16 protein-coding genes and 1 tRNA gene are annotated in these 20,155 nt (G+C 69.7%); 6 read left to right on the top strand and 11 right to left on the bottom strand.

Annotated features, from left to right (window positions below; translation table 11 throughout):
* Positions 1-8: 8 nt before the first annotated feature.
* Complete coding sequence (gene uvrB, locus ABZV06_RS28690) at positions 9-2,117, bottom strand: excinuclease ABC subunit UvrB (protein ID WP_355236937.1); 2,109 nt, start codon at positions 2,115-2,117, stop codon at positions 9-11.
* A 313-nt stretch (positions 2,118-2,430) separates the two neighbouring features.
* Here uvrB and ABZV06_RS28685 point away from each other — a divergent pair, with 313 nt between their 5' ends.
* Positions 2,431-3,969 carry a hypothetical protein gene (locus tag ABZV06_RS28685; RefSeq protein WP_355625333.1) on the top strand — a complete coding sequence of 513 codons (1,539 nt, stop codon included), beginning with the start codon at positions 2,431-2,433 and terminating at the stop codon, positions 3,967-3,969.
* A 6-nt stretch (positions 3,970-3,975) separates the two neighbouring features.
* Here ABZV06_RS28685 and coaE read toward each other — a convergent pair whose 3' ends face one another.
* Together coaE and rpsA are read right to left on the bottom strand one after the other, a co-directional pair.
* Positions 3,976-5,160 (bottom strand): dephospho-CoA kinase, encoded by a 1,185-nt coding sequence (gene coaE, locus ABZV06_RS28680; protein WP_355625331.1) that lies wholly within the window; start codon positions 5,158-5,160, stop codon positions 3,976-3,978.
* A 472-nt stretch (positions 5,161-5,632) separates the two neighbouring features.
* Complete coding sequence (gene rpsA / locus ABZV06_RS28675; protein ID WP_354823830.1) at positions 5,633-7,132, bottom strand: 30S ribosomal protein S1; 1,500 nt, start codon at positions 7,130-7,132, stop codon at positions 5,633-5,635.
* 436 nt (positions 7,133-7,568) lie between these two features.
* On the opposite strand from rpsA, the gene ABZV06_RS28670 reads away from it, so the two are divergent.
* The 3 genes from ABZV06_RS28670 (at position 7,569) to ABZV06_RS28660 (ending at position 9,143) form a co-directional block, all read left to right on the top strand.
* Positions 7,569-8,375 (top strand): class I SAM-dependent methyltransferase, encoded by an 807-nt coding sequence (locus tag ABZV06_RS28670; protein WP_355236927.1) that lies wholly within the window; start codon positions 7,569-7,571, stop codon positions 8,373-8,375.
* A gap of 212 nt (positions 8,376-8,587) precedes the next feature.
* On the top strand, positions 8,588-8,806 hold the full coding sequence (locus tag ABZV06_RS28665) for a DUF2945 domain-containing protein (protein WP_355236924.1): 219 nt from the start codon (positions 8,588-8,590) through the stop codon (positions 8,804-8,806).
* On the top strand, positions 8,793-9,143 hold the full coding sequence (locus tag ABZV06_RS28660) for a DUF3140 domain-containing protein (protein WP_355236921.1): 351 nt from the start codon (positions 8,793-8,795) through the stop codon (positions 9,141-9,143). The genes ABZV06_RS28665 and ABZV06_RS28660 overlap by 14 nt, the downstream gene beginning before the upstream one ends.
* 32 nt (positions 9,144-9,175) lie before the next feature.
* Here the strand turns inward: ABZV06_RS28660 and polA are convergent, their stop codons facing one another.
* The 8 genes from polA to ABZV06_RS28620 form a co-directional block, all read right to left on the bottom strand.
* The gene (polA, locus tag ABZV06_RS28655) at positions 9,176-11,875 is read right to left on the bottom strand and encodes a DNA polymerase I (RefSeq protein WP_355625329.1); all 2,700 of its coding nucleotides are present in this window, start codon (positions 11,873-11,875) and stop codon (positions 9,176-9,178) included.
* Positions 11,876-12,010: 135 nt separating this feature from the next.
* Positions 12,011-12,721, bottom strand: coding sequence for an ABC transporter ATP-binding protein (locus ABZV06_RS28650; protein ID WP_355236917.1), 711 nt, complete (start codon positions 12,719-12,721; stop codon positions 12,011-12,013).
* The gene (locus ABZV06_RS28645) at positions 12,711-13,631 is read right to left on the bottom strand and encodes an ABC transporter ATP-binding protein (RefSeq protein WP_355236914.1); all 921 of its coding nucleotides are present in this window, start codon (positions 13,629-13,631) and stop codon (positions 12,711-12,713) included. The genes ABZV06_RS28650 and ABZV06_RS28645 overlap by 11 nt, the downstream gene beginning before the upstream one ends.
* Complete coding sequence (locus ABZV06_RS28640; protein WP_355236911.1) at positions 13,624-14,814, bottom strand: branched-chain amino acid ABC transporter permease; 1,191 nt, start codon at positions 14,812-14,814, stop codon at positions 13,624-13,626. Before ABZV06_RS28640 ends, ABZV06_RS28645 begins: the two co-directional genes overlap by 8 nt.
* Positions 14,811-15,761 carry a branched-chain amino acid ABC transporter permease gene (locus ABZV06_RS28635; protein ID WP_355236908.1) on the bottom strand — a complete coding sequence of 317 codons (951 nt, stop codon included), beginning with the start codon at positions 15,759-15,761 and terminating at the stop codon, positions 14,811-14,813. Before ABZV06_RS28635 ends, ABZV06_RS28640 begins: the two co-directional genes overlap by 4 nt.
* Before the next feature lie 110 nt (positions 15,762-15,871).
* The gene (locus ABZV06_RS28630; RefSeq protein WP_355625327.1) at positions 15,872-17,038 is read right to left on the bottom strand and encodes a branched-chain amino acid ABC transporter substrate-binding protein; all 1,167 of its coding nucleotides are present in this window, start codon (positions 17,036-17,038) and stop codon (positions 15,872-15,874) included.
* Positions 17,039-17,246: 208 nt separating this feature from the next.
* On the bottom strand, positions 17,247-18,431 hold the full coding sequence (locus ABZV06_RS28625) for a hypothetical protein (RefSeq protein WP_355625325.1): 1,185 nt from the start codon (positions 18,429-18,431) through the stop codon (positions 17,247-17,249).
* Between the two features lie 50 nt (positions 18,432-18,481).
* Positions 18,482-19,105 (bottom strand): response regulator, encoded by a 624-nt coding sequence (locus ABZV06_RS28620; RefSeq protein WP_355049623.1) that lies wholly within the window; start codon positions 19,103-19,105, stop codon positions 18,482-18,484.
* A gap of 97 nt (positions 19,106-19,202) precedes the next feature.
* Here ABZV06_RS28620 and ABZV06_RS28615 point away from each other — a divergent pair.
* Positions 19,203-19,280, top strand: a tRNA-Leu gene (locus ABZV06_RS28615).
* Entirely contained in the window at positions 19,253-20,065 is an 813-nt protein-coding gene (locus ABZV06_RS28610; RefSeq protein WP_355625323.1) for a transcriptional regulator, read from the top strand. Before ABZV06_RS28615 ends, ABZV06_RS28610 begins: the two co-directional genes overlap by 28 nt.
* Positions 20,066-20,155: the final 90 nt, after the last annotated feature.

The following is a 20,155-nucleotide window of genomic DNA, read 5'->3' as shown; positions in this document are numbered from 1 at the left end:
CCCTGGCGTCACTTCACGCCGGCGGCGTCCATGCCGCGTAGCTCCTTCTTCAGGTCGGCGACCTCGTCGCGAATCCGCGCCGCCAGCTCGAACTGCAGCTCGCGGGCCGCGGCCAGCATCTGGTCGTTGAGCTCCTGGATGAGCTGGGCGAGGTCGGCGCGGGCCATCCCCTCCCGTGACGTGGTGGTAGCGGTCGACCGGCTGCGGCTGCGGGTCTCCTTGACGGGGGCCTTGCCGCGGGAGAGCTGGCGGACCGCGCCGCCGACCCGGGAGTTCTCGGTGTCCTCAGCCTCGCGGTAGATGTCGTCCAGGATGTCGTGGATCTTCTTGCGCAGCGGCTCCGGGCTGATGCCGTGTGCCTCGTTGTGCGCGATCTGCTTGGCACGACGCCGGTCGGTCTCGTCGATCGCCGTCGCCATCGACGGCGTGATCTTGTCGGCGTACATGTGCACCTGGCCCGAGACGTTACGGGCGGCCCGCCCGATGGTCTGGATCAGCGAACGGCCGCTGCGCAGGAAGCCCTCCTTGTCGGCGTCGAGGATCGCCACCAGCGACACCTCGGGCAGGTCCAGACCCTCGCGGAGCAGGTTGATGCCGACCAGCACGTCGTACTCGCCCTTGCGCAGTTCGCGCAACAACTCGACCCGGCGCAGCGTGTCGACCTCGGAGTGCAGGTAGCGCACCCGGACGCCGTTCTCCAGCAGATAGTCCGACAGGTCCTCGGCCATCTTCTTGGTCAGCGTCGTCACGAGCACCCGCTCGTCCCGGTCGGTCCGTAGTTTGATCTCGTGCATGAGGTCGTCGATCTGACCCTTGGTCGGCTTGATCACGACCTGCGGGTCGACCAGACCGGTGGGACGGATGACCTGCTCGACGAACTCGCCCTGAGCCTGGTCCATCTCCCAGGTGCCGGGGGTCGCGGACAGGCAGACCATCTGGCCGACCCGCTCCAGGAACTCGTCGAAGCGCAGCGGCCGGTTGTCGGCGGCGCTGGGCAGCCGGAACCCGTGGTCGATGAGCATCCGCTTGCGGGAGGCGTCACCCTCGTACATGCTGCCGATCTGCGGGATCGTCACGTGCGACTCGTCGACCACGGTGAGGAAGTCGTCCGGGAAGTAGTCGAGCAGGGCGTGCGGCGGGCTGCCGGGCAACCGCCCATCCATGTGCATCGAGTAGTTCTCGATGCCGGAGCAGAAGCCCACCTGCCGCATCATCTCGATGTCGTAGGTGGTGCGCATCCGCAGCCGCTGCGCCTCCAGCAGCTTGCCCTGCCGCTCCAGCTCGGCGAGGCGCTCGGCCAGCTCCACCTCGATGTCGCGGATGGCCCGCTCCATCCGCTCCGGGCCGGCCGCGTAGTGCGTCGCCGGGAAGATCACCAACTGGTCGACCTCGCGGACCACGTCACCGGTCAACGGGTTGAGGTAGTAGAGCTTCTCCACCTCGTCGCCGAACAGCTCGATGCGGACGGCCAGTTCCTCGTACGCCGGAATGATCTCCAGCGTGTCGCCGCGGACCCGGAACGTGCCCCGCTGGAAGGCCATGTCGTTGCGGGTGTACTGGATGTCGACCAGCCGCCGCAGCAACTGGTCGCGGTCGAGATCCTGCCCGACCTCGACCCGGACCGCCCGGTTGAGGTATTCCTCCGGGGTGCCCAGGCCGTAGATCGCCGAGACGGTCGCCACCACGATCACGTCGCGGCGGGTGAGCAGCGACATCGTCGCCGAGTGCCGCAGTCGCTCGACCTCCTCGTTGATCGAGGAGTCCTTCTCGATGTAGGTGTCGGTCTGCGGGATGTACGCCTCGGGCTGGTAGTAGTCGTAGTACGACACGAAGTATTCGACCGCGTTGTGCGGCAGCAGCTCGCTGAACTCCTTGGCCAGCTGCGCGCAGAGTGTCTTGTTCGGGGCGAGCACCAGGGTCGGTCGCTGCAGCCGCTCGATGAGCCACGCCGTGGTGGCGCTCTTGCCGGTGCCGGTCGCGCCGAGGAGCACCGAGGTCCGGTCGCCGCGCCGCACCCGGCGCTCAAGGTCGTCGATGGCGGCCGGCTGGTCGCCGGCCGGCTGGAATTCGCTGACGACCTCAAAGCGGCCGTCGAGTCGAGGAATGTCGAGCGCCATGACCTCAACGGTACGCCGCAGGTCCGACATGTTCGGCCGTCGCGCAGGGTACGTGATCGGCTTCAATATTCCCATTGTGTGGCCCATGTCACCGGGACTACCCTCTTCATGTAGGCCGCTCGCGGCGGCCGACCGGGCCCGGCGGCCAGGCTGTCATCACAGCCGGTCGCCCCCGGCACAGCGGTCGCAGCACCCGGCTCGTCCGGCGTGCGCACCCGTGTGGTCGCGCTCACGGCGCAGACCGGCCGCCGCGAGCGCCCCTGCTCGACGCCCCCCGCTCGTCACCCGGTGCCGTCCCGCCCGTTTCACATCCGTGGACACCTCTGGAGCCCCGGCACCCTCCTCCGACACCGCCCGCGCCGGCGCCGCGGACCGCAGCGCCGACATGTCCCCCGACCCCGGCGATCGCTCGGTCGAGGGTCACAGCGCCGGACGGTCCCAGGCCCGCCGCCGCCGTACGCTGCTGTTCCTGCTCGCCCTGACCGCGGTGACGTCGGCGGCGGCGCTGGTCGTCGGGCTGCTGAGCTGGACGCCCAAGCCGACCGCGCCGGCCCGACCGCTGACCGTCGCCGAGGCCGAGCGGCTGGCCGCCATGCGCGTCACCAATCTGCGGGACCTCCGCGCCGGTGTGCACGTCACCGCCGGCGACGGCGCCGCCCGTACCGAACTGGTGGGCTGGGTGGACTGGTCGCGGCCCCTGCTCTACCTGGACGTGGGCGGGCCGGGGGCGGGTGCCGACCGCGGCCTGTTGCAGAGCACGGGCGGGGTCCTGGTGGTCCGGCCCGACCCGAGCGCCGTACCCACCCCGGCCGCGCCACCGCTGGTGCCACCGGCGGACCGTTGGCAACTGCGTCAGCGGACGACCGACAGGGGCCTGACGCCGGTCCTCGACCTGCTCCTCGGCCTCGCCACCGACCGTCCGGATCCGGCCCCGAGCGGTGGCGACGCCCGCTGGGTCGCCCAGGACGTGGGCGCGGCCGGGACGCTGGACGTCCTGCAGGCGTCGCTCGCCCCCGCGACGACCGGTCCCGACAGCACCGCACCGGCCAGCACGGCGGCGACCCGAGCGGACGCGTCGACCCGCTACTGGCTCGACCGGGACGGCCGACTGCACAAGCTGGTGACCCGGCTGCCCGATGTCGGGCCGGTCACGGTGCTCCTCGACCGGATCGACCGTCCCACCCTGCATCCGGTGGACGCGCTCGGTGGCCGACCCGGCCTGCCACGGGCGCTCACGAACGCCGAGCAGCGGCGGTTGGACGCCCTGCCGGCCCGGCTGCGCGGCCAGGGCGGCGCCACGCTGACGCTGGCCGCGCCGGTGGGCGTCGACGTCAACCTGCGGGGCGCCGGTTGGTTGAGCTGGACCGCGCGCACCGCCTACGTGGCGGTCGCCGACCTCGGCGTACCCGGTCGCCGGACCCTGCTGCACCGCGACGCCGCAGGTCTGTCCCGCACGGACGTACCGGCCCAAGCAGGTGGTGGTGGCACCGCCGAGACACCCGGGCGGCCTCCGTTCCCGGTCCCCGCCGGCGCCTGGCGGACCACCCGGTCCGCCCGGGACGACCTGGACCTGCTGGTCGACGCCGCAGTGGGCGCCGCCGGTCCGCTGGCACGGCGGGGCGTGCCCGTGCGCGTCCGCGAGGACCTCGCCGGCGGACGGACCGTGGACGTGGTGGAACTCCGCGTGGCGGACGCACGACTGCGCTACTGGATCGCTCGGGACGGATCGCTGCGTCGGGTGGAGCTGCACACCGGCCCCGGCGCGTGGGCGCAGCTCGACCTCGATCCCGCAGTGGTGCCCCGCCTCACTCCACCAGCGCGGGCCGCCACCGCACGGCGCGGGACGCGCTGACCAGAGTCAGGGCCGCCAGCCGGTCTGCGCGGCCCACTGCTCGGCCCGCAGGTACTCCTCGTCGAACCAGGGATCGCCGCCCGTGCCGGAGTCACCGACAAGCGGCGCAGCGTCCACCAGATCGCGCTTGAGCAGCAGGTACGCGCCCCGCCGATCCGGGTCGGCGCGCAGGTGGTCCCGCATGAGCAGCGCGTACCGCCAGCCGGGCGAGTCGGCCGCCCGGACGTGCAGACGCACCGGACGATCCGGGTCGGCGCTGCCGTGCAGCCGCTTCTCCCACCGCGCCCGGCCGGCCGGGCGCGGATCGTCCCACCAGTGCCCCGGCACCCGGGGGAACCCCGCGCTCGCCAGCCGGTCGGCCAGCGGCCCGTCGGCGTCCGCGAGGTCGGGCACGGCGAGCTGCACGTCGATGACGTCGTCGGCGGCGAGGCCGGGCACCGCGGTCGCGCCGATGTGGTCGATCCGCAGGTCAGCCGGGGCGAGCGCGTGCCGGATCCGGGCCTCGATCCGCGCGTACTGCTCCGGCCAGCTCGGGTCGGCCTCCGTCGCGCCACCGCGCGCGGGTGGCGTGGCGACCTTCCGCTGCCGCAGGTTGTGCTCGTAGGGATGCAGCCGCTGCCGCCACAGCGTGTCCACGGCGGCGTGCAGCGCCACCAGACTCCCGTCGTTGGTCACCACCACGTCGGCGACCGCCCGCCGGCAGGCGTCGTCGGCCTGCGCGGCGATCCGCCGCTCGGCGTCCGCGCGGTCCATCCCCCGGTCGCGCGTCAGCCGCTCCAGTCGGATCGGCACGGCCGTCTGCACCACGACCACCAGGTGGTACGTCGGCGCGAGCCCCACCTCCACCAACAGCGGTACGTCGTTGACGACGATCGCGTCCGGCGGTGCCGCCGCGACCAGTTCGGCGGTGCGCGCCCGTACCCGAGGGTGGGTGATCGCCTCCAGCCGGCGGCGGGCGGCTTCGTCGGAGAACACCCTCGCGCCCAGCGCGGCGCGGTCCAGCGCGCCGTCGCCGTCCAGCACCGCCTCGGAGAACGTGGCGACGATCTCCGCGAGGCCCTCGGTGCCCGGCGCGACGACCTCCCGGGCGACCTGGTCGGCGTCCACGAGCACAGCGCCCAACTCCACCAGCCGCGCGGCCACCGCGCTCTTGCCCGATCCGATACCGCCGGTCAAACCCACCCTCAGCACCGGACCAGTCAACCGGATCGCGGCTCCCCCGCCAAACACGCCCACCCCGCGAGACGCCCGTAGGCGAACCCCTGTCCCACCACCTGGCCGCCCAGATCGGCTCCACAGCGTGCCCTGACCTGTCACCCGCGTGCCCTGACCTGTCACGCGCGAGCCTTGACCTGTCACGCGCGAGCCTTGACCTGTCACGCGCGCCCTGACCTGTCACGCGTGTCCTTTGCTCTGCTTCAGCCCAGGAAACACGTGCCGTCCGGTAATCGGACACCGACCGTTTCCTCTGTTGCAGCAGAGCAAAGGACGCGCAGAGACCGGCGCCCCGCCACCGCCACCGCCGTCGCCCCCGCTCCGCGCCCGCCAAAGCCGCCACCGTGCCGGGGTCATCGCGACACCGGCGCGGTGACTGCACGGCGAAGGCCCCGCCTCCGGCGATCCGAAGATCGCGGGAGACGGGGCCTGTCGTCGTGTCAGCGGGTCACTTACCGCCGGCGAGCTTCTCCCGCAGAGCGGCGAGCGCCTCGTCGGTGGCCAGCGTGCCGGCCGGCTCCTCGGCCTGCCGGCTCGGGGCCGGGCTGGACGAGGAGGTGGTGCCACCGGTGGCAGCCGGGACGGCCGGGGTCGGGTTGGCAGCGGCCTCGGCGTCGGCGGCGCGAGAGGTCTGCACCTGCTTGGTGTGGGCCTCCCAGCGCTGACGAGCCTCGGCGTACTGGTTCTCCCAGGTCTCGCGCTGCTTGTCGTACCCCTCGAGCCACTCGCCCGTCTCCGGGTCGAAGCCCTCGGGGTAGATGTAGTTGCCCTCGGTGTCGTACGTCGCGGCCATGCCGTAGAGGGTCGGGTCGAAGTGCTCCTCGCCCTCGACGAAGCCCTCGTTGGCCTGCTTGAGCGACAGCGAGATCCGGCGGCGCTCCAGGTCGATGTCGATGACCTTGACCATGACCTCGGAGCCGACCTGGACGACCTGCTCCGGGATCTCCACGTGGCGCTCGGCCAGCTCGGAGATGTGGACCAGGCCCTCGATGCCGTCGTCCACGCGGACGAACGCACCGAACGGAACCAGCTTGGTGACCTTACCCGGCACGATCTGCTGGATCGCGTGGGTGCGGGCGAACTGCCGCCACGGGTCCTCCTGCGTCGCCTTCAACGACAGGGAGACGCGCTCGCGGTCCAGGTCGACGTCCAGGACCTCGACCTCGACCTCCTGGCCCACCTCGACGACCTCGGACGGGTGGTCGATGTGCTTCCAGGACAGCTCGGAGACGTGCACCAGACCGTCGACGCCGCCGAGGTCCACGAAGGCGCCGAAGTTGACGATCGAGGACACGACGCCCTTGCGGACCTGGCCCTTCTGCAGCTTGTTGAGGAACTCGGTACGCACCTCGGACTGCGTCTGCTCGAGCCAGGCCCGGCGGGACAGCACCACGTTGTTGCGGTTCTTGTCCAGCTCGATGATCTTGGCTTCGAGCTCGCGCCCGACGTACGGCTGCAGGTCACGCACACGCCGCATCTCGACAAGGGACGCGGGCAGGAAGCCGCGCAGGCCGATGTCGAGGATGAGACCACCCTTGACGACCTCGATGACCGAGCCGCGGACGACACCGTCCTCGTCCTTGATCTTCTCGATCGTGCCCCAGGCCCGCTCGTACTGCGCCCGCTTCTTGGAGAGGATCAGGCGCCCCTCCTTGTCCTCCTTCTGGAGGACCAGGGCCTCGATGTGGTCGCCAACCGTCACAACCTCGGCGGGGTCCACGTCGTGCTTGATCGACAACTCCCGAGAGGGGATGACACCCTCGGTCTTGTAGCCGATGTCGAGCAGGACCTCGTCCCGATCGACCTTGACGACGGTGCCTTCGACAATGTCGCCGTCGTTGAAGTACTTGATGGTCTCGTCGATCGCGGCGAGGAAAGCCTCCTCGGAACCGAGATCGTCGTGGGTGACCCGGGTGGCGCTCGAGGGGGCCTCGATGCTGCTCGTCATGTGGGCGGTTGCTCCGGTCGGTGGGTTGTCACAGCAGGCTGGTGTGTCGCAGTGACCTGTTCGCGCCAGCGGATCCGTCGCCGGGCACACCGAACGATCACCTAGTGAGGATCATGATGTGGTCCGTCGACCGCGCACCTGCTCCCTGCCGAGACACACGATCCGCGAGCGCATCGTCTAGCCTACCGTGCGCATTACCACAGCGTGCAAGCCCTCCCGTCTCCTCGCCGCGCGGCGACCTGCGAAAGCCGAACAATCGCCCGGAAAAGACCCCTGCTGTCTCGTACGTCACAGGAGTCCCACCGGCCACTTCACGGGCCCCTCGCACGATTCGATTTCCCGGTGGCGGCGCGCGCGGCGCGCCGACACCCCGAGTCCGTGTCGATCCGGCCGCGCCGCCGTCGTGGAACGGGGGGTGGGGGCCTAGCGTGAGCGGGTGGATGACGACAGCCGGGTGACCCGGCGCCGCGTGGGTGACGCCGAGGTCCGGCGGGCCAACCGCGGCTGGTGGGACACCGACGCCGACGACTACCAGACCGAGCACGGCGCGTTCCTCGGCGACGTGGACTTCGTCTGGTGCCCGGAGGGGCTGCGCGAAGCGGACGCCCACCTGCTCGGCGACGTGTCGGGACGACGGGTGCTCGAGGTGGGTTGCGGCGCTGCCGCCGCCGCCCGCTGGCTCGCCACCCAGGGCGCGCGGCCGGTCGCCTTCGACCTGTCCGCCGGCATGTTGCGGCACGCCGCCAAGGCCGCCGACGCCACGGGGGTACGCGTGCCGCTGGTGCAGGCCGACGCGCTCGCCCTGCCGTTCGCCGATCAGTCGTTCGACCTGGCCTGCACGGCGTTCGGGGCGATCCCGTTCGTGGACGACTCGGCGGCCCTGCTCGCCGAGGTGCACCGGGTGCTACGCCCGGGCGGCCGGTGGGTGTTCTCGGTGACCCATCCGATGCGCTGGATCTTCCTGGACGACCCGGGCGAGGGCGGCCTGCGGGCCGTGCACTCGTACTTCGACCGTTCCCCCTACGTCGAGCAGGACGAGAGCGGCGTGGCCACGTACGTGGAGCAGCACCGCACACTCGGTGACCGGATCCGGGAACTGGTCGGGGCGGGATTCCGGCTGCTCGACCTGGTGGAGCCGGAGTGGCCAGCGGGACACGAGGGAATCTGGGGGCAGTGGAGCCCGCTGCGGGGTCGACTCTTCCCCGGCACGGCCATCTTCGTCACCGACAAGCCCGCCGACTGAGCGTGCCGCACCCGTCGTCTGACCTGCGACCCATCGATCGCCGGTAGGCTCGACCCCATGAGCGCCGAGCCCCGTCCCGACAGCACCTGGCCCCTGGTGTCCGGATCCGGTGCCGACGTGATCGAGCTGACCGAGCCGTTCGACATGAAGCTGCCGATCGCCGAGATCACGCCGTAGCCGTTTCGCCCCTGCCGGCTCGGGTAGCCGGGACCATGGCCGAACAGAGGTTCCACAAGGGCGACCACGTCTCCTGGTCGGCACACGGCAACCGTGCGTACGGCGTGGTGCAGGGCACGATCACCGAACGGACCCGGCTACGTGGGCGAGCGGTGAACGCGTCCCCGGACGACCCGCAGTACCGGGTCCGCAGTGACGGCACGGGCCGCGACGTGGCCCACCGCCCGGAGGCGTTGCGTCATGAGCAGAGCTGACGACCAGGGCCGGGACACCTACCGGGAGTTCACCGACGCGGTGAACATGAAGCCCGGCGAGCTGTCCACCTGGCTGGAGACCGACGAGTCGAAGCAGGTTGGCTGGCACAAGGGTGGCCGTACCGGTGGTGGCGAGTCCGTCGGACACGAATCCGGCCGGAAGATCATCAACCTGCTCCGCCGCAAGCGCGGCGATCTCTCCGAGGCGGACTACAAGCACATGCGCAAGGTCGTCGGCTACGTCCGTCGACACATGGCGCAGCGCCCGTCCGGCAACGTCCGCGACACGAAGTGGCGCTGGTCCCTCATGAACTGGGGCCACGACCCGATGAAGTAGTGGAGATCCAACCCCCACACCGCAACCGCAGATCAGTGATCGGCGCTGTTCCAGTCCCGGCCCTCGCCGACCGACACCTCCAGCGGCACCGACAACGGGTACGCCCCGCCCATCTCGCGCCGCACCAGCGCCTCCAACGTCTCCCGCTCACCGGGCGCGACCTCGAAGACCAACTCGTCGTGCACCTGCAACAGCATCCGGGAGCGCAGACCCGCGTCGACGAGCGCGGTGTCGACGTGCAGCATCGCCACCTTGATGATGTCGGCGGCCGAACCCTGGATGGGAGCGTTGAGCGCCATCCGCTCGGCGATGTCGCGGCGCTGCCGGTTGTCGCTCACCAGGTCGGGCAGGTAGCGGCGGCGGCCCAGGATGGTCGAGGTGTAGCCGTCCTGGCGGGCCTTGGCGACCACCTGGTGCAGGTAGTCGCGCACCCCGCCGAAGCCTGCGAAGTAGTTTTCCATCAGCCCGCGCGCCTCGTCGGTGCCGATGCTGAGCTGCTGGGACAGGCCGAATGCGCTGAGCCCGTACGCCAGGCCGTAGTTCATTGCCTTGATCTTGCGCCGCTGGTCCGGGGTGACCTCGTCGACCGGTACGCCGAAGACCGAGGAGGCGGTGACGGCGTGGAAGTCGGCCCCGGAGTTGAACGCCTCGATCAACGCGTCGTCCGACGAGAGGTGCGCCATGATCCGCATCTCGATCTGGCTGTAGTCGGCGGTGAGCAGGCACTCGTACCCCTCACCCACCACGAAGGCCCGGCGGATGCGCCGGCCCTCCTCGGTGCGGATCGGGATGTTCTGCAGGTTGGGCTCGGTGGACGAGAGCCGACCGGTCGCCGCCACCGTCTGGTTGAAGGTGGTGTGGATCCGCCCGTCGTCGGAGACGGACTTGAGCAGGCCGTCCACCGTCGACTTGAGCTTGGCGACGTCGCGGTGGCGCAGCAGGTGGGCCAGCACCGGGTGGGGCTGCTGCGCGTACAGCCACTGCAGGGCGTCGGCGTCGGTGGTGTAACCCGTCTTGATCTTCTTGGTCTTCGGCAGGCCCAGCTCGGTGAAGAGGATCTCCTGCAACTGCTTGGGTGACCCGAGGTTGAACTCCCGGCCCACGGCCTCGTACGCGCCCTGCGCGGCGGCCTTCACCTCGGCGGCGAAGTGCGCCTCCAACTCGGAGAGGTAGTCGGTGTCGGCGGCGATGCCGGTGCGCTCCATCGCGGCGAGCACCCGCATCAGCGGCAGCTCCACCCCGGCCATCAGCCGCGCGGACTGCTCGCCGTCGCGGGACAGCTCGGCGTCGATCGAGTCGGCGAGGTCGAGGGTCGCGCGGGCCTGGAGCATGAGGTTCTGCTCGGCCGCCCCCTCGTCGCCCAGCCCGTCGAGGGTGAGCTGACCGGTCTCGGGCGCGTCCACCCGCAACTCGCGGTGCAGGTAGCGCAGGGCCAGGTCGGTCAGGTCGTAGGACCGCTGGTCGGGGCGGGCCAGGTACGCGGCGATCTGGGTGTCGCGGACGATGCCGGCCAGGTCCCAGCCGTGCGCGGCGCAGGCCAGCACGGCGGGCTTGCTGTCGTGCAGCACCTTGGGCCGCTGCGCGTCGGCCAGCCAGGACGCGAGGGCACCCTCGTCGGAGGCGTCGAGCCCGCTGGGGTCGACCCAGGCCGCCGCGCCACCGGCACTGGCCAGCGCCAGCCCGGTGATCGAGGCGGTGTGGCGGCGGTTGGGGCCGCTGTCGAGCTTGACCGCGAGCCCGACCGGGGTGCCGCTCGGGGCGTGGGCGTCGAGCCAGGCGGCGAGCGCGCCCGGCTCGGTGAGGACCTCGCCGGTCAGGTCGAACCCGGACTCGGCCTCCGGCTCGACGGCCTCCAGATACTGGTAGAGGCGGTCGCGCAGGATGCGGAACTCCAGGGTGTCGAAGACCTGGTGCACGGCCTCACGGTCCCACCCGGCCCAGCGGGCGTCCTCCGGGCGTAGCGGCAGTTCCAGGTCGGAGACCAGACAGTTGATCTCGTAGTTGCGGATCACGTCGGCCAGGCGCTCCCGCAGGCTGTCGCCGGCCTTGCCCTTGATCTCGTCGGCGCGGGCGATGACGCCCTCCACCCCGCCGTACGTCGTGATCCACTTGGCGGCGGTCTTCGGACCGACACCCGGCACGCCGGGCAGGTTGTCGCTGGTCTCGCCGACCAGCGCGGCGAGGTCCCGGTAACGCTCGGGGCCGACGCCGTACTTCGCCTCGATCGCCGCCGGGTCCATCCGAGCCAGGTCGGAGACGCCCTTGCGCGGATAGAGCACGGTGACCTGGTCGCCGACGAGCTGGAACGCGTCGCGGTCACCCGAGCTGATCAGCACCGTCATGCCCTGGTCACGGGCCTGACAGGCGAGCGTCGCGATGATGTCGTCGGCCTCGTAGCCATCCATCTCGACCACCGGGATCTGCAACGCCGCCAGGACCTCCTTGACGAGGCTGACCTGGCCCTTGAAGTCGGTCGGGGTCTCGCTGCGGCCGGCCTTGTACTCCGCGTACCTGTCGGTGCGGAAGGACCGGCGGGAGACGTCGAAGGCGACGACGATGTGGGTGGGCTGCTCGTCGCGCAGGACGTTGATCAGCATCGAGGTGAAGCCGTACACCGCGTTGGTCGGCTGACCCGTCGTGGTGGAGAAGTTCTCGACCGGCAGGGCGAAGAACGCCCGGTATGCCAGGGAATGTCCGTCGACGAGGAGCAGGCGCGGCGTCGTAGCTGTCACGGCAGCGACTCTAGTCCGTCGCACCGACAACCCCGGGTGGCGGCACCGCACGACCGGCGCGAAGACACGTCAGCGGCCGAAACGCCGGCGGCCGGCCGCCCCCGAGGGGACGACCGGCCGCCGGATCGTCGTGGCTCAGGCCACGCCGAGGTACGCCTCCTTGACCGCCGGGTCGTGCAGGAGTTCCTGGCCGGTGCCCTCCTTGACGATCCGGCCCGTCTCCAACACGTAGCCCCGGTGGGCCCGCGACAACGCCTGCTGGGCGTTCTGCTCGACCAGCAGGATCGTGGTGCCCTGCTCGTTGATCCGCGTGATGATCTCGAAGATCTGCTGGATCAACTTCGGCGCCAGACCCATCGACGGCTCGTCCAGCAGCAGCAGCTTCGGACGGGTCATCAACGCCCGACCCACCGCGAGCATCTGCTGCTCACCGCCGGAGAGCGTGCCGCCGGCCTGCTTGCGGCGCTCGTGCAGCCGCGGGAACAGCTCGAACACCATCGCCAGGTCCTTGGCGATGTCGGCTTTGTCCCGGCGGGTGTAGGCCCCCATCTCCAGGTTCTCCAGCACGGTCATGCCCGGGAAGACACCACGGCCCTCGGGTGACTGCCCGATGCCCCGGATCACCCGCAGGTCGGCGCGCATCCGACTGACGTCGGTGCCGTCGAACTTGATGCTGCCGCCGGAGATGGCGTGCAACCCGGAGATCGCCTTCATCGTCGTGGTCTTGCCGGCGCCGTTCGCGCCGATCAGCGCCACGATCTCGCCCTGCTCGACGTGCAGGCTGATGCCGTGCAGCGCCTCGATACGGCCGTAGAGCAGCTTCAGGTCGTCGATCTCAAGCAGCATCCTCGACACCTCCCAGGTATGCCGCGATCACCTTCGGGTCGTCGCGCACCTCGGCCGGCGACCCCTCGGCGATCTTCTGCCCGAACTCCAGCACCACCAGCCGGTCCACCACGCCCATGACCAGTCGCATGTCGTGCTCGATCAGCAGGACGGTGACCCCCGAGTCGCGGATCTTGCGGATCAGCTGCAGCAGGGCGACCTTCTCCGCCGGGTTGAACCCGGCGGCCGGCTCGTCGAGGCAGAGCAGGGTGGGATCGGTGGCCAGGGCCCGGGCGATCTCCAGACGACGCTGGTCACCGTACGACAGGTTGCGCGCCAGGTCGCCGGAGCGACCCTCGATGCCGACGAAGTCCAGCAGCTCGCGGGCCTTCGCCTTGCCCTGCCGCTCCTCCCGCCAGTGCCGCGGCAACCGCAGCAGGGCGCTCGGGACGCTGGTCTTGTGGTTGGCGTCCGCGCCGACCTGCACGTTCTCCAGCGCCGTCATCTCGGGGAAGAGGCGGATGTTCTGGAAGGTACGCGCGATGCCCAGCTTGGTGATCTGGAACCGCTTACGGCCGCTGACCTTCTCGCCCCGGAACCGGATCTGCCCGGTCGTCGGCGTGTAGACGCCCGTCATCGCGTTGAAGCAGGTCGTCTTGCCGGCGCCGTTCGGGCCGATCAGACCGAGGATCTCCCCCTCGTAGAGGGTGAAGTTGACGTCGTTGAGGGCCACCACGCCGCCGAACCGCAGCGTGACGTGGTCGACCTCCAGCAGCGGCTTCCGGCCGTCAACCGGCGCGGCGGGCTCGCTGACGGCCTCGTCCGGCGTCGACGAGGTCTCCGCCGGGCTACCGACAGTCGTCCGCGCGTCGATCGCCATGTCGCGCTCGCTGGTGACGTCGCGCTCGCTACCCATCCGTGGCTCACTCAACGACAGCCACCTCCTTCTGCCGGTCCTGGAGCTCGGCGGCCCGTCGCCGGTTCGGCCACAGACCCTGCGGTCGGAAGATCATCACGATGATCAGCAGGATGCCGAAGATGAAGTACCGCAACGACGTCGGGCTGACGTCGAAGTCGTTGCCGAAGACGGTAGCCGTCTCCGGCAGACCGAACACGTCGCCCACCGACCGCAGCCACTCCGGAATGTAGATGACCAGGAAGCCGCCGAGGATCGCACCGCCGATGCTGCCGGCGCCACCGAGCAGAACCGCCGCCAACACCAGAATCGAATTCTCCAACGAGAACGTCGACGAGTTGACGAAGTTGGCCTGACCGGCCCACAACGTGCCGGACAACCCGCCGACCGCCGCACCGATCGCGAACGCCCACAGCTTGAACCGGAACGTCGGCACACCCATCAGCTCGGCCGCGTCCTCGTCCTCGCGGATCGCCACCCAGGCCCGACCCACCCGGCTGTTCGCCAGGTTCCGGATCAGGAAGACAGCACCGATGATGACGGTGAGCAGCAGCCAGTAGTACGGCTTGAACTCGAACTGGAAGATGGCCGTACCGTCCGGGTACTTGCCCGGCGGGTGCCCGACCTGCGGGATGCCGCGGTCACCATTGAGGATCCAGTCCTGGTTCTTGGCGACGATCCGGATCATCTCCGCGAAACCGAGCGTCACGATCGCCAGGTAGTCACCCCGCAGCCGCAGCGTCGGAGCGCCGAGCAGCACACCGGACAACAGCGCCAGGGCGATCGCGATGGGCACCGTGACCAACCACGGCCACGGGCTCTCCAGCCAGTTGTACTCGGTGATCAGCTTGCTCTCCGGCGACGTCAACAACGCCACCGTGTACGCGCCGACGGCGAAGAAACCGAAGAACCCCAGGTCCAGCAGACCCGCGTAGCCCACCACCACGTTGAGACCGAGCGACAGGAGCACGATCCACGCGCAGTAGAACAGCACCGCCGCCATGTCGTTGCGGGTGGTGTACAGGGGAATCCACAGACCCGGAATGTTCAGGTACTCGTAGAACCACTTGTTCGGCAGGACGTAGAGGAAGGCGATGAAGGCCAGCAACCCGGTGATCCGGGCCGACTTCGGCAGCTCGTCGACCCGCCGACCGAAGGCACTCGATGCGGAGTGCCAACGCTCTCGCAGAGCGGTCATGCCCGCGCCCTCCCCAACGACTCGCCCAGCAGACCGGTCGGGCGGAACATCAGCAGGACGATCAGCACCACGAACGCGATGAGATCCCGCCACTGCGAGCCGAACAGCGCCGACCCGTAGTTCTCGACCAGACCCAGCAGGATGCCGCCGATCGCCGCGCCCCGCAGGTTGCCGATACCGCCCAGCACCGCTGCGGAGAACGCCTTGAGCCCGAGCAGGAAGCCGATGTTGTACCGGGTGTTTCCGCTCTTCATGTCGCTGAAGACGGCGGCCACACCCGCCATCAGACCGCCCAGCACGAAGACCAACGCGATGACACGACTCTTGTTGACACCCATCAACGCGGCCGTGTTGGCGTCCTGCGCGACCGCGCGGATGCCCTTGCCGAACCGGGTCCGGTTAACGAACCAGTCCAGCCCCACCATCATGATGATGGCCACGCTCAGCGTCAGCATCTGCACCGGCGTGACGCTCCAGCCGCCGATCTTGAACAACGTGTCCGCGGGCAGCAGAGCCGGCGAGCCGACCTGACGCCGCTGGGTCAACGTCCCCATCAGCTCCATCAGGGCGTACGAGGCGCCGATGGCCGTGATCAGGAAGGCCAGGGGCGGCGCGTTACGCCGACGCAGCGGGCGGTAGGCGGTAACCTCGATGAGTAGGGCGACACTGCCGGACAGCAGCGCCGCGGCCACGATCGCCAGAGCGATCAGCAGCAGCGAACGGCCCACCGACGGAGCACCGCTGTTGCTGTCGAGCCCGAAGGCCGCCCAGGTCCAGATGGCACCGAACGTGCCGATCATGAAGACCTCGGAGTGCGCAAAGTTGATCAGGCGAAGTACGCCGTAAACGAGGGTGTAGCCGAGGGCGATGAGCGCGTAGATCGCACCCTGCACCAACCCGGTTGTGGTCAGTTCCGGGAAGCCCCGGACGAGTTCTGCAAAGTCCACCGATGCTCCGAAGGGTGTTGCGTTGAGCCGATGCGGCCGGGGTTACGCACCCCGACCGCATCGAAACAACTCTGTTCGTCACGCCCTCAAACCTGTGACCCCCGACGGGATCAGGCCTTCGGGATCTCCACGTCCGGAGCCCACGCGCCGGCCTTCGCCTTGAAGGCCCACACCTTGACCTGGGCCGGGTCCAGCTCGCCGCTGGGCTCCCACTTGTAGGTCACGCCCGAGGCGGAACCGGCCTTGTTGTAGGTGGAAAGGAAGGCCTGGATGTCCGCGCGGCTGGTCTTACCGGCCTTGATCGCCTCAAGGTAGATGTTGGCCAGGTCGAACGACACGTCCGCGTACACGCCCGGGTCGACGCTGTACTTGGCCTTGAAGTCAGTCACGAAGGTGCCCTTGGCCGCGGTGGCCGGGCCACACGGGCAGGTCGCGATGGTGCCCTCGACGTCCTTCTGACCAGCCACCGACAGCATGTTGGCGTCGTTGATGCCGTCGCCACCGATGAACGTGCCGGTCCAGCCCGCAGCCCGCAGCTGCTTCAGGAACGGCGCCGCCTCCTCGGTGTAGCCCGCGTAGAACAGCACCGTCGCGCCGCTGGTCTTCACCTTGGAGATCTGCGCGCCGAACTCCTGCGCGTTGTCGACGACCTTGTCGGTGCCGATGACCAGCGAGCCGAGGCCCTTCTTGGCCTCGTCGGCCAGACCCGCGCCGTACGCGGACTGGTCGTCGATGACGAACGCCTTCTGCGCCTTCAGCACGTTCTTGATGTAGCTGGCGATCGCCGGACCCTGGGAGAAGTCGTTACCCACGCCGCGGTGGAAGACCTTCCAGCCCTTTTCCGACAGGCTCGGCCGGGTGGCCGACGGGCTGATGACGGCGAGACCCGCGGTGTCGAAGATCGGCAGCGCGACCTCGCTCTCACCGGAGAACGCCGGGCCGACCATGGCCACGATCTTCGAGTTGGCCGCCGCGTTGGTCGCCAGACCACCCGCCAGGTCGGCCTTGCCCTGCGAGTCGAACGCCTCGACGGTGACCTTGCAGTCCGCGTTCTCCGCGTTGTACTTCTCCACGGCGAGGTCGGCACCCTGCTTCATCGGGGTGACCAGACCGGCGTCGGCGCCGGAGAGCGCCCCGAAGAAACCGATCTTGAGGTCGCACGCCTTGTTGGCGGAACCACCCGACGTGCCCTCGTCCTTCTTACACGCGCTGGCGCCGCCGGCAACAAGCGCCAAGATGGCGACGCTGCCGAGGACGCGCACGAAGTTTTGCCTCAAGGCTGGAACCCTCCTCCGTCCTGAAGCCCGATGGCGTCTGGCAGAACGCCAAGACCACACCGGACCGGACCGTTCACCCGGTCTGGGGCGGGACGTTATCCCACAACCACTACTCCCCGTAAGGTGTCGTAGGCGGCGTTGACTCAACCGTTACCAGAAGCGGAGAACCTCGCGTTTAGATGTCACATCGGCGCGTGTCGACAACTCGTCAAACGGGTTCAGAGGGTGCGAACCACACCCTCGCCGCCACCCCGTCGTCGAGGGTCACCACCATCCGACCGCCCACCACCGCAACCGCCGCAGACGTGTCCCCACCAGCGGAAACGCGACCTGGAAGGGTGACCGGCAGCCACGACGAGGCATCCCCGCCGGACCGCCACAGCCGGTGCCCGTCGCTCGCCACCGTCATCGCCAGGACCGCACCGCCATCGACGCCCGCGACCGCCTCGACCCCCGCCACCGCACCGGCACCCGTGGCCCCGAATGCCCCACGGGCATGCCAGTCATCGGCGCCCGCGGTTGCCTCAGGCGACCACTCCCAGGCCTGGAACCCGCTCCCCCGCACCCCCAGGGCGTACACCGTGGCGCCCACCCGGACGAGACGCTGCACGATTTCGTCCGTACCGGTCGCCGGCAACGGCAGCCGCGTCCAGGCCCGGCCGTCACCCGACGACCAGACGTACGGATCACGGTCGGCCCGATCCGCCGGCCTGCCCCCGCCACCGACCAACCAGCCCTCGGGCACCGCCACCGCATCCGTGGCGATCGTCGTCACCGCCCCATCACTGGCCAGCCCGGGGGCGTCGTCCACCAGCACGAAGTCGGCCGCGTCCGCGGAACGCCACACCGCCGCCCCACTCGTCCGCGCACCCGCGATCAGCCACCCGCCAGCGCCACCCGCGATACGGCTCGCGCTGACCGCCTCCGGTCCGCCGTACAGCTCGAACTCCGCCGGCACCTCGGTCAGACCACCGTCGGCGTCCTGCCGCCACGTCCGCACCCGGGGATTGCCGTGCGCGCCACCCGACCGCGCCCCGATCACCGCGATCCGATCATCGGAACACCCGACGGCGTAGAGGATCGCGCGCTCGCCGTAGTAACTGATCGGACGCAACGGCAGCGACGTCCACACTCGACCGTCCACGCTCCGCCACGCAGCCGGCCGGGTTCCACCGTCCGGCGCACCCACCGCGCCGACCACGTACCACCGGCCCGCGCAGACTGTCACATCACGGGCGATGAGCCGACCCGGCGGACCCGGGGGCACCGGCAGATCCGCCATCTCCCACCGTGGACGCACCGGTTCGGCAAGCCGCTCGTCGTCGGCGGCCCGGCAGCCGGCGAGCAGCGTGACGACAACCCCGAACACCGCGACCGTACGCCGGACCGACACGTAGCTGATGCTATCGATCCGATCACCCGCCGCCGAGCGACGAGCAGCGATCAGACGCTCGGTTGCTGCGCCACCTCACCGCCGGCGGTCTCCGCGAGGATCCGCTCGGCGACCTCCTTCATGGTCATCCGGTGGTCCATCGCCGTGCGCTGGATCCACTTGAACGCCTGCGGCTCGGTCATCCCGTACGTCGTCATCAGCGCGCCCTTGGCGCGCTCCACCGTCTTGCGGATCTCCAGGCGGTCGGTCAGGCTCGCGACCTCGGCCTCCAGGGCCGCGACCTCCGAGTACCGCGACAGCGCGATCTCCACGGCCGGGACCAGGTCACTCTTCTGGAAAGGCTTCACGAGGTACGCCATCGCGCCCGCCGCCCGCGCCCGCTCCACCAGGTCCCGCTGGCTGAACGCGGTCAGGATGATCACCGGGGCGATCCGGGCGCCGGCGATGCGCTCGGCGGCGGCCAGCCCGTCCATGATCGGCATTTTGATGTCGAGGATGACGAGGTCGGGCTTCAGCTCCTCGGCGAGGCGCACGGCGGTTTCGCCGTCGCCGGCCTCCCCCACCACCTCGTAACCCTCTTCGACCAGCATCTCGGCGAGGTCCAGCCGGATCAGCGCCTCGTCCTCGGCGATCAGTACGCGCCTGCGCTCGGCATCCGTCGGCGTCTCAGCCACCAGCCCTACCCCCACCAGTTCGAACCTGACACCCGCCCAGCCGGGTGTCACCGCCCTCAGCGTAGTGGGTATCCTGTCAGGGCCGAATCAGGGAAGCGCCCTCGTAGCCCAACTGGCAGCAGGCAATGGCTTCAAACTCCATACAGTGTGGGTTCGAATCCCACCGAGGGCACCACAAAAGATGTCGTACGGGTGTTCGAGAATTCTCTCGTGCATCCACCCGAGATTCGCGCACGAGCACGGCAGATGTTCCTGGCCGGCAAAACGGTCGCCGACACCGCTCGCGCCGTCGGTCTGCCGTACTTGACTGTCTGGCACTGGTGTAACGACCGTCCGGAGGCTCGACTCCAGGGCACGGAGCTCCGGTGCTTCCGCTGCCGGGAAGGTGTCGACAGTCCGACAGACCCCGCCGCCTACGTCTACCTGCTTGGTCTCTATCTCGGTGACGGCCACCTGGTCACGACGGCGCGGGTGCCGGTCTTGCGGATCTTCTGCGCTGATGCCTGGCCCGACCTCATCGAAGCCTGCGACGTGGCGATGCGGGCGGTACTCGCCACCAAGGTGCAACGCGTTCAGAAGCAGGGCTGCGTCGGCGTGCAGAGCTACGGCAAGCACTGGCCGTGTCTGTTTCCGCAGCACGGTCCCGGCAAGAAGCACGAGCGACCGATCGTCCTGGCCGACTGGCAACTGTCGCTCGTCGAGAGCCACCCCGGCGACTTCGTGCGCGGTCTGTTCCACTCCGACGGCTGCCGGTTCGCCAACCGGGTGACCGTGCGCGGCAAGGAGTACATCTACCCGCGCTACATGTTCGTCAACGAGTCGACCGACATCATGGGGCTCTGCCAGTGGAGCCTGGACCTGCTCGGTATCGCCTGGCGGATGAACCGCCGCAACTGCCTGTCCGTGGCACGCCGCGACGCGGTAGCCACGCTCGACCGACACGTAGGCCCAAAGTCCTGACCCACCCCCCACCCACCCACCCGGCCCCACCCCCACCCGGCCCGGTCGATCATGAAGTTATTGCTCCGACACGCCGAGGTCGGAGGCAAT

The organism is Micromonospora sp. NPDC005172 (assembly GCF_040608555.1).
GTDB lineage: Bacteria > Actinomycetota > Actinomycetes > Mycobacteriales > Micromonosporaceae > Micromonospora.
This window is presented reverse-complemented; position numbering and strand designations above follow the sequence as displayed.

Excerpts from the sequence above, each read along its gene's own strand:
- ABZV06_RS28660 (WP_355236921.1), top strand. The coding sequence starts at position 8,793 with ATGAGCAGAGCTGACGACCAGGGCCGGGACACCTACCGGGAGTTCACC.
- uvrB (WP_355236937.1), bottom strand. The coding sequence starts at position 2,117 with ATGGCGCTCGACATTCCTCGACTCGACGGCCGCTTTGAGGTCGTCAGC.
- ABZV06_RS28640 (WP_355236911.1), bottom strand. The coding sequence starts at position 14,814 with ATGACCGCTCTGCGAGAGCGTTGGCACTCCGCATCGAGTGCCTTCGGT.
- ABZV06_RS28650 (WP_355236917.1), bottom strand. The coding sequence starts at position 12,721 with ATGCTGCTTGAGATCGACGACCTGAAGCTGCTCTACGGCCGTATCGAG.
- rpsA (WP_354823830.1), bottom strand. The coding sequence starts at position 7,132 with ATGACGAGCAGCATCGAGGCCCCCTCGAGCGCCACCCGGGTCACCCAC.
- ABZV06_RS28665 (WP_355236924.1), top strand. The coding sequence starts at position 8,588 with ATGGCCGAACAGAGGTTCCACAAGGGCGACCACGTCTCCTGGTCGGCA.